This window comes from Nonomuraea diastatica (assembly GCF_004349015.1).
In the GTDB taxonomy this organism is placed as follows: Bacteria; Actinomycetota; Actinomycetes; order Streptosporangiales; family Streptosporangiaceae; genus Nonomuraea; species Nonomuraea diastatica.
The window spans coordinates 1-13,359 of the sequence record NZ_SMKP01000247.1; the positions used below are offsets into that span (position 1 = coordinate 1).

Consider the following 13,359-nt stretch of genomic DNA (forward strand, 5'->3'; position numbering starts at 1 on the left):
CCTCCACCGCCTCCAATGCCGCCGACGCTGCGCTGGCCGCATCCGCCGCCGCGCAAGAAGTCCGGCATGGGCGCCATCGGGGTGATCGGCGCCGTGCTCGGCTCGGTGGCGGCGCTGTTCGTGCTGATCGTCGTGGGGGCGGCGTTCTTCAAGAGCACGTCGCGGTCGGAGACCTCAAGGCCGATCGCGATCCCGACGTACGAGCCTTCGGAGCGCGCCACCGACGACGACGAGCCGTTCCCGGAACGCACGCGGACGCAGGAGCCGACGGACGAAGCCACCACCAGCGAGCCCACGCGCCGGCCGACGGAGCGTGAGACTGAGGAGGCCCAGCAGGAGCCGCGGCAGACCGTCACGCCCAACACGAGCCTGAAGAACAACACCGTGTATCGCGCGGGCATCCTGCCCCGGCTCAGATGCCCGGCGGGCAACGCCAGCATCTTCAGCCACAGTCAGCTCAAGGCGCTGATCCTGAAGACCGGCAAGTGCATGGACCGGGCGTGGAAGCCCATCCTGGAGAAGCAGGGCATCACGTTCAGCCCGCCGGGCTACGCCATCGCCGCCAGGCGGGGCCGGGGCGCGTGCGGCGACTATCCGTCGCCGGGAAATATCGTGCCGTACTACTGCCCGCAGAACAACACGATCTACGCCTCCACCTCGGCCATGGCCAGGGGTAACGGCAACGCCCGCGGCTACGGGCAGATCATCTCCTGGCACGGCGGGATCATCAGCATGATGGCCCACGAGTACGGCCACCACGTGCAGAACATCACGGGCCTGATGAACTCGTGGTGGCGCTCCACGCTGGACACCTCGAACCAGAACGCCAAGCTCGCCCTCAGCAGGCGGCTGGAGCTGCAGGCCACGTGCTTCGGCGGCATGTGGATGCGCTCGGTCGCGTCGTCGTACCCGGTGAGCACGTCCAACCGGAGCCGGCTGTTCGCGTTCTACGGCCAGGTGGGCGACCATCCGGGCTATCCGCGCGACCACGGCAAGCCGGCCAACAACAACCGGTGGTTCAGGCAGGGCTGGACGAAGAGCAAGGCGTACCAGTGCAACACGTGGATGGCGTCGTCCTCAGCGACCTCCTGAAGTCAATGAGGAATTCATCTCAGGTTGGGCACATGTCGTTGTTGCCCGAGTATGGGGACTAGAATCCTGGCAATCTTGTGCCCAATGGGGGCAAACGTCAGTTTTGCCTGGTAGGCGTAGTAGGGAGCCGGGTGTGCGCAATCGGGATGGGGAAGAGGCCGTGCCAGGAGGCAGGAAACGACGCCCCGCTCGCCGCCCACGCCCTGCCTCCCCTCGCGCCTCCGGCTCCACGCCGCGCCCTGCTCCCCCTGGAGGCTCAGGGTCCACGCCGCGCCCTGCGCCCCCTAGCGGCTCAGGCTCCACGCCGCGCAATGCGCCGCCGCGCTTCGCCAAGCCCCTGACCCCTGCCTCCATCCTCGGATGGACCGCACTGTCCGCCATCGTGCCCGGCGCCGCACACCTGCGGGCCGGGCAGCGCCGTATCGGGCTGGTGCTCGTCAGCGTGTACGCGGTGCTGGTGCTCGCCATCCTGGCCTACGGGCTCAGCATCGCCGGCAACCTGGGGAACGCCGCCGCGCTCGTCGGCGACGGCATGCTGGTGACGATCGTGGTCCTCGCCGCGCTCGCCGCGCTGGCGTGGTTCGCGTTGCTGGTGACCTCGTACATCGCGCTCGGCCCGAGCAGGCTCAACCAGCAGGGCCAGATGATCACCGGCATCGTGGTCGGCGTGCTGTGCGTGGCGGTCATGTCGCCGTTCGCCCTCACGGCCAACACCGTGCTGACCGTCCGCAACACCATCAATGGCATCTTCCCCTCGTCGGCCGACTCCGACGTGCCCCCGGCGGCCAAGGAGGGCGAGGACCCCTGGCACGGCAAGGAACGGGTGAACTTCCTGCTGATCGGCGGCGACGCGGCGAGCAACCGTACCGGCGTGCGGACCGACAGCATGACGGTGGCCAGCGTGGACATCAAGAGCGGCGCCACGGTCCTGTTCAGCCTGCCGCGCAACCTGCAGCACGTGCGCTTCCCCGCCTCATCGCCGCTGCACGACCAGTTCCCGAACGGCTACCTGGCCGAGCTTGGCAACGGCGGCCTGCTCAACGAGGTGTGGCAGTACGCCAACGACCACCCGGAGATCATGGGTGGCAAGAACAAGGGCCCGCGGGCCCTCATGGACGCCATCGGCCACACGCTCGGCCTGAAGATCGACTACTACGCGATGATGAACATGTACGGCTTCGCGGACCTGGTCGACGCCATCGGCGGCCTCAAGATCCGGGTCGAGCAGGACGTCAAGTGGGGCGGCCACTACGGCACCGCAGGCACGATCAAGGCGGGCTACCGGCGGCTCAGCGGCGAGGAGGCCCTCTGGTACGGCCGCTCCCGGGTCAACAGCGACGACTTCTCCCGCATGGGCCGCCAGCGCTGCGTCATCGGCGCCTTCGCCCAGCAGGCCACGCCCGCCGTGATCCTCACCAACTTCACCAAGATCGCCGGTGCGGCCAAGCGGCTGGCGCGCACCAACATCCCGCAACACCTGGTGCAGCCGCTGGTGGAACTGGCCGTCAAGGTCAAGGACGCCAAGATCACCAGCCTGCAGTTCGTACCGCCGCAGTTCTGGCCGGGCAACCCGGAGTGGGCGAAGATCCGCACCGCGACGCGCAAGGCGATCGCCTCCTCGCTCCGGCCGGCCAAGCAGGCGCAGACGGCCCACGTGAGCGCCTCGCCGACCACCACGTCCAGCCCGGCGAAGACCCGGACCGCCCAGCCGACGCAGACGCCGACGAGGAACAGCCAGAAGGGCAAGGGGGACGACGCCAAGTCCCTCGAAGAGCTCTGCGGCCTCTGAGGCCCGGCCAGAGGTCCTGTGACGCGCGAGCGGCGGCACGGCGGGCGCAGCAGCACGGCAGGAGCAGCGGGCGCGGCGGGTGCGCGCTCAGGTGACGGCGTCGAAGGTCACCGGGAGCCGCTGCGGGCCGCGTACCGTCAGGCTGGCGCGCCAGCTCAGCGTCTCGGGCGGCACCGCGAGGGCGAGCCCGGTCAGGCGGCCGGCGACGGCGGCCAGGGCGGCCCGGCCGACGATGCGCGCGAGCATGGCCCCGAGGCAGTAGTGCGGCCCGTGGCCGAAGCTCAGGTGGGGGTTGTCCTCCCGGGCGAGGTCGGGCCGGTCCGGGCCGGGGAAGCGGCGGGGGTCGCGGTTGGCCGCTCCCAGCGCCACCAGGATCGGCTGCCCTGCGAGGACCATCGCCCCGCCGATCTCCAGCGGCTCCAGGGCGAAGCGCCATGTCGCCAGCTCGACCGGACTGTCGTGCCGCAGCAGTTCCTCCACCGCCCGGTCGATCAGCTCGGGCCGCTCCCGCAGCCGGCGGAGCTGGTCGGGATGCCGCAGCAACGTGTACGTGCCCAGCCCGACGAGGCTGACGGTCGTCTCATAGCCGGCCACGAGCAGCAGGAAGATCATCGACAGCATCTCGCTCTCGGACAGCCGCTCCTCCTCGTCCACGGCGGCCGTGATCGCGCTGATGACGTCGTCCCCCGGCTCGCGCCGCTTGGCGGCCGCCAGCTCGCCCACGTACGCGCCCAGACGGCGCAGCGCCTCGGGCCTGGCCTCGTCGTCCCGCCCCTCCCCCGAGGTGACGACGGCCGTGGTCCACCGCTGGAAGTCCGTACGGTCGCCGACCGGCACGCCGAGCACGTCGCAGATCGTGGCCAACTGCAACGGCGAGGCGAGGTCCCCGATCAGCTCGGCTCCGTCCCTCGCGCGGAGCCCGTCGATGAGCGCGCCGGCCCGTTCCTCGATCCGCGGCCGCAGGGCGGCCAGCCTGCCCGGGGTGAAGTAGCGGGCGACCAGGCGGCGCAGCCGGGTGTGCTCGGGCGGGTCCGTGGTGAGCAGGTGGGTGCCCAGCCCCGATCGGTCCTCCAGCGGGCGTCCGCGGCCCGCCTCCTGCCAGTCGGGCGGCGCGTTGCGCGGGTCCTTGCTGAGCCGGGGATCGGCCAGCGCGGCGCGGGCGTCGTCGTAGCGGGTCACGAGCCAGCCGTACAGGCCGCTGCGCAGCGTCACGCGGTGGGGCACACCCGACTCCCGCAGCCGGGCGTAGGCGGGATAGGGGTCGGCCAGCACCCCGTCGTAGCCGGGCAGCATCTCCTCAAGCATCCATCCCCCACAGGTCGGGCCTGGGTCCTACCCCGCCAGGCGGGGTCTTACGATCGGCTCGGCGTCCGTTTAGCGTCTCCGGGCCACTCCCGGCGACGGTCTGCTTCACCAGCGAAGCAGGTTGATCGCGGCATTCTCATCACGGTCCGTCGACAGACCGCACTGCTGGCACACGAGCCGGCGCACCCGCAGCGGCAGCTTGGCCTTCACCGCCCCGCAGGACGAGCACGTCTTGGAGGAGGGAAACCAGCGGTCGCCACGACGAGCCGCCCGCTCTGCCAAGCTTTCGATCCGGCCGGGCACCGGCAGCACCACATGCCTGCCGCCCTACAGCCGGATCGCGCCGGTGGTGAACCGCACCGAACACCCGTCCCGGCGTTTGGTCTTGAACCGGGGAAATCCCGCCGCCCCTCACGTCACACCAGCGCGGCCTTCTTCCTCGGCAGCAGCACCAGCGCCCCGATGTAGAGCAGGGCCGCCACGATCAGCAGCCCCTTGTAACCGATGATCAGCGCGGCGTACTCCAGGCAGCCGCCCACCATGGCTCCCAGCAGGTTCGCTCCGAAGGACGTGGTGGCGTCGGCGGTGTCGGCGAACCGCTTGGCGAAGACGATGTTCGCGGCGAAGATCGGCAGGAAGGCCACGGTCACCGCGGCCACCGCGCGCAGCGGCAGCGGCAGGGACAGCAGCCACGCGTTCGGCACCAGCCAGGCCAGCACCAGGCCGGCGAGAAGCACGCCGTACATGACGGGCAGCGGCGGGGTGCGGAAGCGGCGGGTCACCTCGACGGCGGCGAGGACCGCGACGAGCACGCCGGCGAAGACGATCGCGTTGACCACCCACGTCGTGCCGAACAGCAGCGCGAACCCGGTCACGCTCTTCGTCTCCAGCAGCATGAACGCCACGCCCAGCAGGAACAAGTCGGCGTACGGCCGCATCCGGTCATAGGGGCCCGCGACGACGCGGACGGCGAGGAGGCTGACGATGAGGATCAGGCCGAGCGTGATGATGTAGATCGGCGGGATCGTCGCGTCCTTGAGGTAGAGGAACGGGCGGTCGTCGTCGGCGGGGTCGGGGGTGCCGGGGGCGGCCCCGGCCCAGGCGGTGCCGCAGCGCTGGTCGGCCTCGCTCAGGCCGGCGGTGATGACGGCCTGCTGGCCGGCGGTGCTGACGACGTCGACGCACGGCTTGTGGCCGAAGGCGCTCTGCATGGTGGCCGCGAGGCGGTCGACGAGCCAGCTCTCGCGGTAGTAGTTGTACATCGAGAACGTGCCGCCCGGCTTCAGGTGCTCGCGGGCGGCCTGCATGGCCTCTTCGGTGAACAGGTAGCTTTCCAGGCGCAGCGAGCTGGCTCCGGAGACGAGGGTGAGGGAGTCGGGCAGGGCGAAGAGGATGAGGTCGTACTTCGCGCCGGTACGTTCCAGGAAGGCACGGCCGTCGGTGACGTGCGTGGTGACGCGCGGGTCGTCGTAGGGCCGGTCGGGGTGGACGGAGCCGCCGAGCTCACGCAGCTTGGGGTCGATCTCGACGGCGTCGACGCGGGCGGCGCCCTTGGACAGCGCGATCGCCACGTCGGTGCCGCTGCCGGCGCCGACGATGAGCACATCCTTGGGCGGTTTCGTGGTCCGTTCGTACGGCAGGCCGTACTGGCGCTCCCACTGCAGCCGGGCGGTGGCGGGCACGGCCTGCTGGTGCGGGATGCCGTTGACCGCGATGTCGGTGACGGCGACGCCCAGCTGCTGGAGCTGCCTGAACGTGACCTTGTAGTACGGCGACCAGATCGCCCCCGCGGTCAGCGTCTCGGCCAGCAGCAGCCCGACGACGGCCAGCGAGGGCACGGTCACCAGGCCCACGTAGAGGGCGCGCGGCCGGGGCACCAGCAGCAGCGCGTAGCAGATCGCGGCGATCAGGCCCCAGAACACCGGCGGCGCGCTCAGGAAGGACAGCGCGGTGAACGCGGCGATGCCGGTGAGGCTGCCGATCAGGTCGTAGCGGTACGCCTCCAGGCGCGGCAGTTCGGGGAAGCAACGTCCGACGAGCTCGGCGGGGCCCATGAGCACCAGCGCCGCGGCGCAGAAGATCACCGGCAGGATCAGCCACGCGGGCGGGCCGCTGGTGGACAGGCTCGTCCAGTACAAAACGCCCTCGGTGTTCCTGTCGACGGTCACCGGGAAGGTCAGCACGACCACGACCAGGATGGCGAGCACGACGGGCGAGTAGTAGGGCTGCCGTCGTGACCGGCCGACGCGCAGGAAGCCGAGCCCGATGCCGAGGAACGAGCCGAGCAGCACGAAGTTCGTGAAATAGCTGAGGTGGACGATGTTGGATCCGGTCCACCTGATCAGCGCCAGCTCGAGGAAGAGCATGAAGGCGCTGGCGAGGATGAGCCTCGGCCGCACCGCCAGCCAGTGAGCCTTCTCCTCGTCGTCGACCGGCTTCCGCGCCTCCAGCGTCATGCTGCCTCACCGTAGTGAAAAGATCGCCGGCACGGAAGTCCGGCGAGCCGCGGACAAAAGTCGTCCGCTTCGCGGTGATTGGCGCATTTCCGCAGGTCAAAACCGGTGAGACCCGCTGGACGCGGGCGGGCGGATGCAGGAATGTTGGGGACGTTCGCTCCCCCACACACGTTGGTGGTGACACATGCGGGTCCTGATCCAGCTCCGTCCCTCTCCCGACCTGGTCGCGGCCGTGGCCGACCCCGGCCAGGCCGCCACCACGGCAGACGTCGCCGACGGGCTGCCCGGCGTCGAGCTCGACTCCGCGTTCGTGCCCGTGGCCGTGCCGCGGCCGGTCCCCTCGACCGGCGGCGACCCGCTCTCGCTCAATCAGCCGCTCGACTTCTCACTGGCCGCCGATGACGCGTCCGTCCTGGTCCGGGGCACGATCTCCGACGACCACCTGGCCTCCAGGGTCACGCTGCTTCCCGGCATCAGGCCCGACGTGGTCGGCATCTTCGCCGATCCGGTGATCGAGTCCGCGCCGGTGTGCGGAGGCGATCCGCCGGCCGGCGACTGGCACGACGTCGAACGCCTGCTGCACGTCCCCGGGCTGCATGCCGAGGGCCTCGACGGCGCTGGGGTCGCGCTGGCCGTGCTCGACAACGGCATCAACGCCGCCCACACGGCCAGGCAGCTCGGCAGGGGCGTCACGCTGGACGCCGAGCGCTCCTGGAGCCCGCCGGGGGTGTCGGGCACGCCGGGCGAGTTCGAGGTGGACCACGGCACGATGTGCGCGTTCGACGCGCTCATCGCGGCCCCTCACGCGTCGCTGATCGACATCCCGGTGCTGCTGTCCACCCGGCCGGGCGGCTCGGCGATGGACGGGCTGCTGTCGGACGCGGTGTCGGCGTTCGCGCACCTGCGCAACGTGCTCGACGCCCAGCCCGCGGGGTCCAGGGCGCTGGTGGTGAGCAACTCGTGGGGGTCGTTCTCCCCCGAGTGGGACTTCCCCGTCGGGCATCCCGGCAACTACTCCGACAACGCCGCCCACCCGTTCAACCTGATGGTGGCCGGCCTGGACCGGGCGGGCGCGGACGTGCTGTTCGCGGCGGGCAACTGCGGCCGCGAGTGCCCCGACGGCCGGTGCGCCTTCCCCGCGCGGCCCATCGTGGGCGCCAACTCCCATCCGAAGGCTCTGTCGATCGGCGGCATCGACGTCAACGGCGAGCGGGTGGGCTATTCCTCGCAGGGGCCGGGACGGCTGACCGCCCGCAAGCCGGACGTCTGCGCGTACACGCATTTCTCCGGGTCCCGGGCGCTGGGCCCCGGCTCGCCCGACTCGGGCACGTCGGCGGCGGCGCCGGTGGCGGCCGGGCTCGTGGCGGCGGTGCGCACCATGTGGCCGGCGGACAGGTTGTCGCCCGCCCAGCTGCGCGCGCTGCTGCGGCGCACCGCGGAGGACCGCAGCGAGGTGGGGTTCGACTACGGTTACGGCTACGGGATCGTGGACCCGGCGGGCGTCATCGCGGCCCTTCAGCGCCGCGCCAGAAGCGCCGCCTGACCTGCGCGGGCGTGGCCGGAGTGGGGTCCGGCCACGCCCGCGCTCCTTACGCGTGCTCCCTGTTGAACACACGCGTCCCGACGGTGAGGCCGATCACGGCGAAGACCGCGGTCACCGCCACGCCCGCGCCGACCGTGCCCGTCAGATAGTGGCCGTGGAACAGGTCGCGCAGCGCCTCCAGCACATACCGGAACGGGCTGACGTGCGAGAGGGCGTCGAGCCAGCCCGGCGCCATCGACATCGGCAGGAACGAGCCGGACAGCAGGATGAGCGGGATCACCGCCGTGGACATCACCGGCGCGAACAGCTGCTCGTTCATCGTCAGCGCGACGGCGTACGACAGCGCGGCCAGGCTCAGCCCGAGCACGACGACCAGCACGAACCCGGCCACCAGTCCGAGTGCGGGTGCGCGCAGGCCGAAGGCGAAGGCGACCGCCAGGAGCAGCACCGTCTGCAGGATCAGCGTGACCGCGTTGGTGAGCACACGCCCGAGCAGCAGCGCCACCCGGCTGGCCGGGGTGACGCGCATCCGCTCCAGCACGCCGGAGCGTTTCTCGAAGACGACGCCGAACCCGGCCAGCCCCATGCTCATCAAGCCGAGCTGGATGATCAGGCCCGGCACGAGCGTCTCCCAGGTGCCGAACGTGGTGAAGATGGGCCCGAACAACACCAGGAAGAGCAGTGGCTGGACCGCGCCGAAGACGATGCCGATCTTCTGCCGCAGCGTGACGCCGACGCCGTGGCGGAACAGCACCCAGGTGTCGCGGAGCATCAGACGCCCTTCCCCGGCAGCGCGCTCTCCTCGCGCAGCGACCTGCCGGTGATGTCGAGGAACACGTCGTCGAGCGTGCGTCCGCCGGTTTTGAGCTCGGCCGGGGCGCCTTCGGCCACGATCCGGCCGTGGTCGATGATGAGCAGCCGGTCGCAGAGTGCGTCGGCCTCGTCGAGGTAGTGGGTTGTGAGGAACACCGTCATGCCCTTCTCCTGGCGCAGCGCGCGGATGTGGCCCCACAGGTTGGCCCGGCTCTGCGGGTCGAGGCCGGTCGTCGGCTCGTCGAGGAAGAGCAGCGCCGGATCGTGCAGCAGCGCGAACGCGATGTCGAAGCGGCGGCGCTGGCCGCCGGAGAGCGCGCCGCCGAGCCTGGTCTCCAGCCCCGCGAGGTCCAGCCTGGCCAGGATCTCGCCTGCCCTGGCCGCGGACTCCCGGCGGCTCAGCCCGTAGAGCATGCCCTGGAGTTCGAGCTCTCCCTTGAGCGGCGCGGTCGGCAGGATGCCGCCGCCCTGGGCGACGTAGCCGATGTGCCTGCGCACCTCCTTCGCATCGGCCCGCAGGTCGTGCCCGGCCACCGTGGCGGTGCCGGACGTGGGGCGCAGCAGGGTGGTCAGCATGCGCATGGTCGTGGTCTTGCCCGCGCCGTTCGGACCGAGGAAACCCACGATCTCGCCGGGTTCCACCGATATGCCGAGGTCTCTGACGGCCTCCACGCCGCCGTCGAAGGTCTTGCTCAGACCCGAAGCCTTGATCATTTCATCACCTCCAAAATTGAGGTAACCACAAATTTGGTGTAACTGCAATATTGGTACGATGGTGCCATGGGTGAAGGGTTGCGGGAACGGAAGAAGCGCGAGACCAGGGAGCGCATCGCCGACATCGCGATGGGCCTGTTCATGGCCAAGGGGTTCGACAACGTGACCGTGGCCGAGGTGGCGCGCGCCGCCGACGTGTCGGTCAACACGGTGTTCAACTACTTCAGCACCAAGGAGGACCTGTTCGCCGACCGGCAGGACCTGGTCGTGGACCACCCTGTGCAGGTGATCCGGGAGCGCGAGCCTGGAGAGAGCGTGGTGCGGGCCTTCCGGCGCGACATCCTCGACGCCATCGGCACCCGGCACTGGCGATACGGGTTCAACCTGGGCGCCGACGTGTTCGCCAGGATCGTGGACGCCAGCCCCGCTCTGGTCGCCCGGCTACGCGAGATGCACGAGCTGCGGGAGCAGGCGCTGACCCGGGCGCTCGCCGACGAGCTCGACGCCGGTCCCGACGACCTCCGGCCCAGGCTCGTCGCGGCGCACATCCTCACCACGACGCGGTTGCTCACCCACTATTCGGTGAGCAGGAGGCTCGCCGGAGAGGAGTGGGAGAGCATCGAACCCGACCTCAGAGCGGAGGCGGAGAAGGCGTTCGACCTGCTGGAGCCGGGCCTCGGCGACTACGGCCGGCGGCGCTAGCCGCCACTCTCGAAGCCGCCGGTGAGGAACGCCATCCCCAACCCGAAGATGATGAACCCGAACGTGAGCATCATCAGGACGCTGCTGATGATGCCGCAGATGCGCCCCGCCTGGATCGAACCGCGATTCTCGTAGTAATAACCGCTGTCGTCGATCTCGCGCAGTGCTCTGTTGCCCATCACCCAGGCGAAGGGCCCGAGGATGCTGCAGACCACCAGACTCAGGATGCCCAGCACGAGGATGGCGGTGCCGTTGGGGTGACTCTGGGGAGGCGGGCCATAGGACGGGCCGTAATGCGGATAGGACATGTCGCCCGGCCCCTTCCCTGCTTCGTGTCGTGTGGTTTTCTACCACAGTCTCCTGCTTGATCATCTTGCGCCATCATGGTGGGGCAAGACGATCATTGCCTTAGGAGCCTACCCCCGTGCGTGAACGCATGCGCGACTTCCTCGCCCACCGGCACTTCCAGCGATTCATCGTCGCCGTCATCCTGACCAACGCGGCCGTTCTGGGACTCGAGACCTTCCCTCGGGTGGTCGAGCGCCACGGCGACCTGCTCACCCTCATCGACCATGTCGCGCTCTACATCTTCGTCGTCGAGCTGCTGGCCAAGGTCTACGCCGAGCGTTCGGCGTTCGTCCGCGACCCGTGGAACATCTTCGACGCGGTGATCGTCGCGATCGCCCTCGTCCCGGCGACCGGCGGCCTGTCGGTGCTGCGCTCCCTGCGCATCCTGCGCGCGCTGCGGTTGTTGTCGGTCGTGCCGAGCCTGCGCCGCGTGGTCTCGGCGCTGCTGCGCGCGCTGCCGGGAATGAGCTCGATCGTGGTGCTGCTCTCCCTGGTGCTCTACGTGGCCGCCGTCATGGCCACCAAGCTCTACGGGCAGGCCGCCCCCGCCAGGTTCGGCAGCCTGCCCACGTCGTTGTTCACCCTCTACCAGACGATGACGGGTGACGACTGGGGCAACATCGCCAGAGAGGTGATGGACCGCCATCCGACGGCCTGGATCTTCTTCACGATCTTCATCCTGGTGTGCACGTTCGTCGTGCTGAACCTGTTCCTCGCGGTCGTGGTCAGCGCGATGGACGAGGAGAACTCCAAGGAGCGCGCCGCCGCCAGGGAGGACACCAGCGACCACAACACCCAGCGCATCCTCGACGAGCTCGCCGAGTTGCGCAAGGAGCTGGCCGAGCTGCGCGCGCAGCGGGCCCTGGACTGAGCGCTAGCGGGAGTAGAACTCCACGACGAGCTGCTCGTCCACCGGGACGTTGATCTGCTCGCGCTCCGGCCGGTGCGTCAGCGTGAAACGGAGGTCGGCGTGGTCGACGGCGAGGTAGGGGGCGATCCGATCGTCGGCGTGCACGCCCTCGGCGGCGGCCACGAACGGCTGCATCCTGCGCGAGCGCTCCCTCACCGTGACGACCTGTCCCGGCCTGACCAGGTAGCTGGGGATGTCCACCTTGCGGCCGTCCACGGCGATGTGACCGTGGTTGACGTACTGCCTGGCCGCGTAGATGGACGGCGCCAGCCCGGCGCGCAGCACGAGCGAGGCCAGGCGGCTCTCCAACAGCGTGACCAGCTCGGCGCCGGACGCGCCCGGCTTGCGCAGAGCAAGGTCCCAGTAGCGGCGCAACTGCCGCTCGGACACGTCGTAGTACCAGCGCAGCTTCTGCTTCTCCATCAGCCGCAGGCCGTAGTCGCCGGCGGTGCGGCGGTTCGTCTTACGGCCGTGCTCGCCAGGCGGGTAGGGGCGCTGCTCGAAGTAGCGGACGGCTTTCCTGGTCAGCGGGACGCCCGCGCGACGTGACAGTCGCACCTTCGGACCGGTGTAGCGCACGTTCACCTCGATGTGATTAGGTATTCCTTACTTAGGCGAGCCTAACCTAACACACGATTCCTGCCCCCAAGGAGGCGTCATGCTGCCGATCCCCGAGCGGGTCCGCACCCTCGCCGCGACCGCCGGCGTCGCCAAGCTGTCCGTCGACGGCGCCCCGTCCCCCGCGCGCGGAGGGGTCGACGAGCGCGGGCGTCCGGTGCTCCTGGTGCTGCCCGGGGAGACGCTGCACGGCCTGCGCGACGACGCCGTCGTGGCGGTGAACCTGACGGCGATGCGGCAACTGGGCTCCGTCACCCACCCGCGCGGGCTGATCGAGGTGCAGGGCTGGGCGGAGGCCGTTCCAGAGGGCGAGGCGCGCTCGTCGGCGGTCGCGGTGGCGACGCACTGCCCGGACGAGAGCCTGTTCAAGGCGCTGGAGCGCTTCGGGCAGCCGGACGCGCCCCGGCTGCTGCGGCTGGACGTCGGCCAGGTCGTCTACCTGACCGGGCAGGAGTCGGGGATGCTCGACGCCGACGACTACCTGGGCGCGGCGCCCGACCCGCTGGCCGAGACGGCCGAGCAGGTGCTCGCCCACGTCAACGCCTCGCACCGGCCGCAGCTCACGGCCGGCGTGTCCAAGCAACTGGGCGAGCAGGCGGGCGAGGTGTGGTTGTGGGAGCTGGACCGGTTCGGGGCGACCGTGCGGGTGGACGAATCGCTGGTGCGTTTCCCGTGGCCGCGCCCTGCGCGATCCGGCCTGTGCCTGGAGACGGCGCTGCGCGGACTGTTGTGCACGTGCTGAGCTCGCCACCGGACATCAGGATCATCCTGGATTTTTGGTGATTTGCCAGCACATTGCCCGATCGTTGCGACACATCTCTAGCATGTGAGGGATGACTGGATCGCGCCGTGGACCTGGGCCCGCCGCGCCCGCCGACGAGGGCGGGTGGCGCGGGCGGGCGCTGATGGTCACCGGCGTCCTGCTCGGCGTGCTCATGCTGGTCGCGGCCGCCATCCTCGTGGTGCGCACGCCGTACCCCAGCGACCTGGACCCGCTCGACTGGCCCGCCTTCTCCGAGCGCGTGCCCGGCGACGTCCCGCCCTTCCCCCCGATCACGAAGCGTCCCAC

The 13,359-nt window shown here is 70.2% G+C and carries 14 protein-coding genes; 7 read left to right on the top strand and 7 right to left on the bottom strand.

Translation table 11 applies throughout. The features are described from left to right. Together E1294_RS47180 and E1294_RS47185 are read left to right on the top strand one after the other, a co-directional pair. Nucleotides 1-1,092 (top strand): neutral zinc metallopeptidase (locus tag E1294_RS47180; protein WP_246083783.1); only part of this gene is annotated, 1,092 nt, incomplete at its 5' end. A 382-nt stretch (nucleotides 1,093-1,474) separates the two neighbouring features. Beyond that, nucleotides 1,475-2,881: an LCP family protein gene (locus tag E1294_RS47185; RefSeq protein WP_246083784.1), complete on the top strand. Its 1,407-nt coding sequence runs from the start codon at nucleotides 1,475-1,477 to the stop codon at nucleotides 2,879-2,881. An 87-nt stretch (nucleotides 2,882-2,968) separates the two neighbouring features. Here the strand turns inward: E1294_RS47185 and E1294_RS47190 are convergent, their stop codons facing one another. From E1294_RS47190 to E1294_RS47200, 3 genes are all read right to left on the bottom strand, one after another. Next, the gene (locus tag E1294_RS47190; protein WP_132518549.1) at nucleotides 2,969-4,186 is read right to left on the bottom strand and encodes a cytochrome P450 family protein; all 1,218 of its coding nucleotides are present in this window, start codon (nucleotides 4,184-4,186) and stop codon (nucleotides 2,969-2,971) included. Nucleotides 4,187-4,291: 105 nt separating this feature from the next. Beyond that, nucleotides 4,292-4,501 carry a zinc ribbon domain-containing protein gene (locus E1294_RS47195; protein WP_181958662.1) on the bottom strand — a complete coding sequence of 70 codons (210 nt, stop codon included), beginning with the start codon at nucleotides 4,499-4,501 and terminating at the stop codon, nucleotides 4,292-4,294. Between the two features lie 101 nt (nucleotides 4,502-4,602). After that, the gene (locus tag E1294_RS47200; RefSeq protein WP_132518551.1) at nucleotides 4,603-6,642 is read right to left on the bottom strand and encodes a spermidine synthase; all 2,040 of its coding nucleotides are present in this window, start codon (nucleotides 6,640-6,642) and stop codon (nucleotides 4,603-4,605) included. Between the two features lie 184 nt (nucleotides 6,643-6,826). Here E1294_RS47200 and E1294_RS47205 point away from each other — a divergent pair, with 184 nt between their 5' ends. Further along, complete coding sequence (locus E1294_RS47205; RefSeq protein ID WP_132518553.1) at nucleotides 6,827-8,185, top strand: S8 family serine peptidase; 1,359 nt, start codon at nucleotides 6,827-6,829, stop codon at nucleotides 8,183-8,185. A 46-nt stretch (nucleotides 8,186-8,231) separates the two neighbouring features. On the opposite strand, the gene E1294_RS47210 is transcribed toward E1294_RS47205, so the two are convergent. Beyond that, a complete protein-coding gene (locus E1294_RS47210; protein ID WP_132518555.1) occupies nucleotides 8,232-8,957 on the bottom strand; it encodes an ABC transporter permease in 726 nt (241 codons plus the stop codon). Continuing rightward, entirely contained in the window at nucleotides 8,957-9,712 is a 756-nt protein-coding gene (locus tag E1294_RS47215) for an ABC transporter ATP-binding protein (protein WP_132518557.1), read from the bottom strand. Before E1294_RS47215 ends, E1294_RS47210 begins: the two co-directional genes overlap by 1 nt. A gap of 66 nt (nucleotides 9,713-9,778) precedes the next feature. Between E1294_RS47215 and E1294_RS47220 the strand changes: the two genes are divergently transcribed. Further along, nucleotides 9,779-10,414, top strand: coding sequence for a TetR/AcrR family transcriptional regulator (locus tag E1294_RS47220; RefSeq protein ID WP_132518559.1), 636 nt, complete (start codon nucleotides 9,779-9,781; stop codon nucleotides 10,412-10,414). Here E1294_RS47220 and E1294_RS47225 read toward each other — a convergent pair. Next, nucleotides 10,411-10,722 (bottom strand): DUF4190 domain-containing protein, encoded by a 312-nt coding sequence (locus tag E1294_RS47225; RefSeq protein WP_132518561.1) that lies wholly within the window; start codon nucleotides 10,720-10,722, stop codon nucleotides 10,411-10,413. The two genes, E1294_RS47220 and E1294_RS47225, sit on opposite strands and share 4 nt — an antisense overlap. 116 nt (nucleotides 10,723-10,838) lie before the next feature. On the opposite strand from E1294_RS47225, the gene E1294_RS47230 reads away from it, so the two are divergent. Continuing rightward, on the top strand, nucleotides 10,839-11,633 hold the full coding sequence (locus E1294_RS47230) for an ion transporter (RefSeq protein ID WP_132518563.1): 795 nt from the start codon (nucleotides 10,839-10,841) through the stop codon (nucleotides 11,631-11,633). A 3-nt stretch (nucleotides 11,634-11,636) separates the two neighbouring features. Here the strand turns inward: E1294_RS47230 and rpsD are convergent, their stop codons facing one another. Next, nucleotides 11,637-12,251: a 30S ribosomal protein S4 gene (gene rpsD, locus E1294_RS47235; RefSeq protein ID WP_132518565.1), complete on the bottom strand. Its 615-nt coding sequence runs from the start codon at nucleotides 12,249-12,251 to the stop codon at nucleotides 11,637-11,639. A 79-nt stretch (nucleotides 12,252-12,330) separates the two neighbouring features. Here rpsD and E1294_RS47240 point away from each other — a divergent pair, with 79 nt between their 5' ends. Next, nucleotides 12,331-13,032, top strand: a complete 702-nt coding sequence (locus E1294_RS47240; RefSeq protein ID WP_132518567.1) for a DUF2470 domain-containing protein — start codon at nucleotides 12,331-12,333, stop codon at nucleotides 13,030-13,032. A 91-nt stretch (nucleotides 13,033-13,123) separates the two neighbouring features. Next, nucleotides 13,124-13,359 (top strand): hypothetical protein (locus tag E1294_RS47245; protein ID WP_132518569.1); only part of this gene is annotated, 236 nt, incomplete at its 3' end.

Bases quoted from the DNA above. Each gene is read 5' to 3' on its own strand.
- E1294_RS47190 (WP_132518549.1), bottom strand. From the start codon at position 4,186: ATGCTTGAGGAGATGCTGCCCGGCTACGACGGGGTGCTGGCCGACCCC.
- E1294_RS47225 (WP_132518561.1), bottom strand. From the start codon at position 10,722: ATGTCCTATCCGCATTACGGCCCGTCCTATGGCCCGCCTCCCCAGAGT.
- E1294_RS47205 (WP_132518553.1), top strand. From the start codon at position 6,827: ATGCGGGTCCTGATCCAGCTCCGTCCCTCTCCCGACCTGGTCGCGGCC.
- E1294_RS47240 (WP_132518567.1), top strand. From the start codon at position 12,331: ATGCTGCCGATCCCCGAGCGGGTCCGCACCCTCGCCGCGACCGCCGGC.
- E1294_RS47210 (WP_132518555.1), bottom strand. From the start codon at position 8,957: ATGCTCCGCGACACCTGGGTGCTGTTCCGCCACGGCGTCGGCGTCACG.
- E1294_RS47200 (WP_132518551.1), bottom strand. From the start codon at position 6,642: ATGACGCTGGAGGCGCGGAAGCCGGTCGACGACGAGGAGAAGGCTCAC.
- E1294_RS47220 (WP_132518559.1), top strand. From the start codon at position 9,779: ATGGGTGAAGGGTTGCGGGAACGGAAGAAGCGCGAGACCAGGGAGCGC.
- E1294_RS47215 (WP_132518557.1), bottom strand. From the start codon at position 9,712: ATGATCAAGGCTTCGGGTCTGAGCAAGACCTTCGACGGCGGCGTGGAG.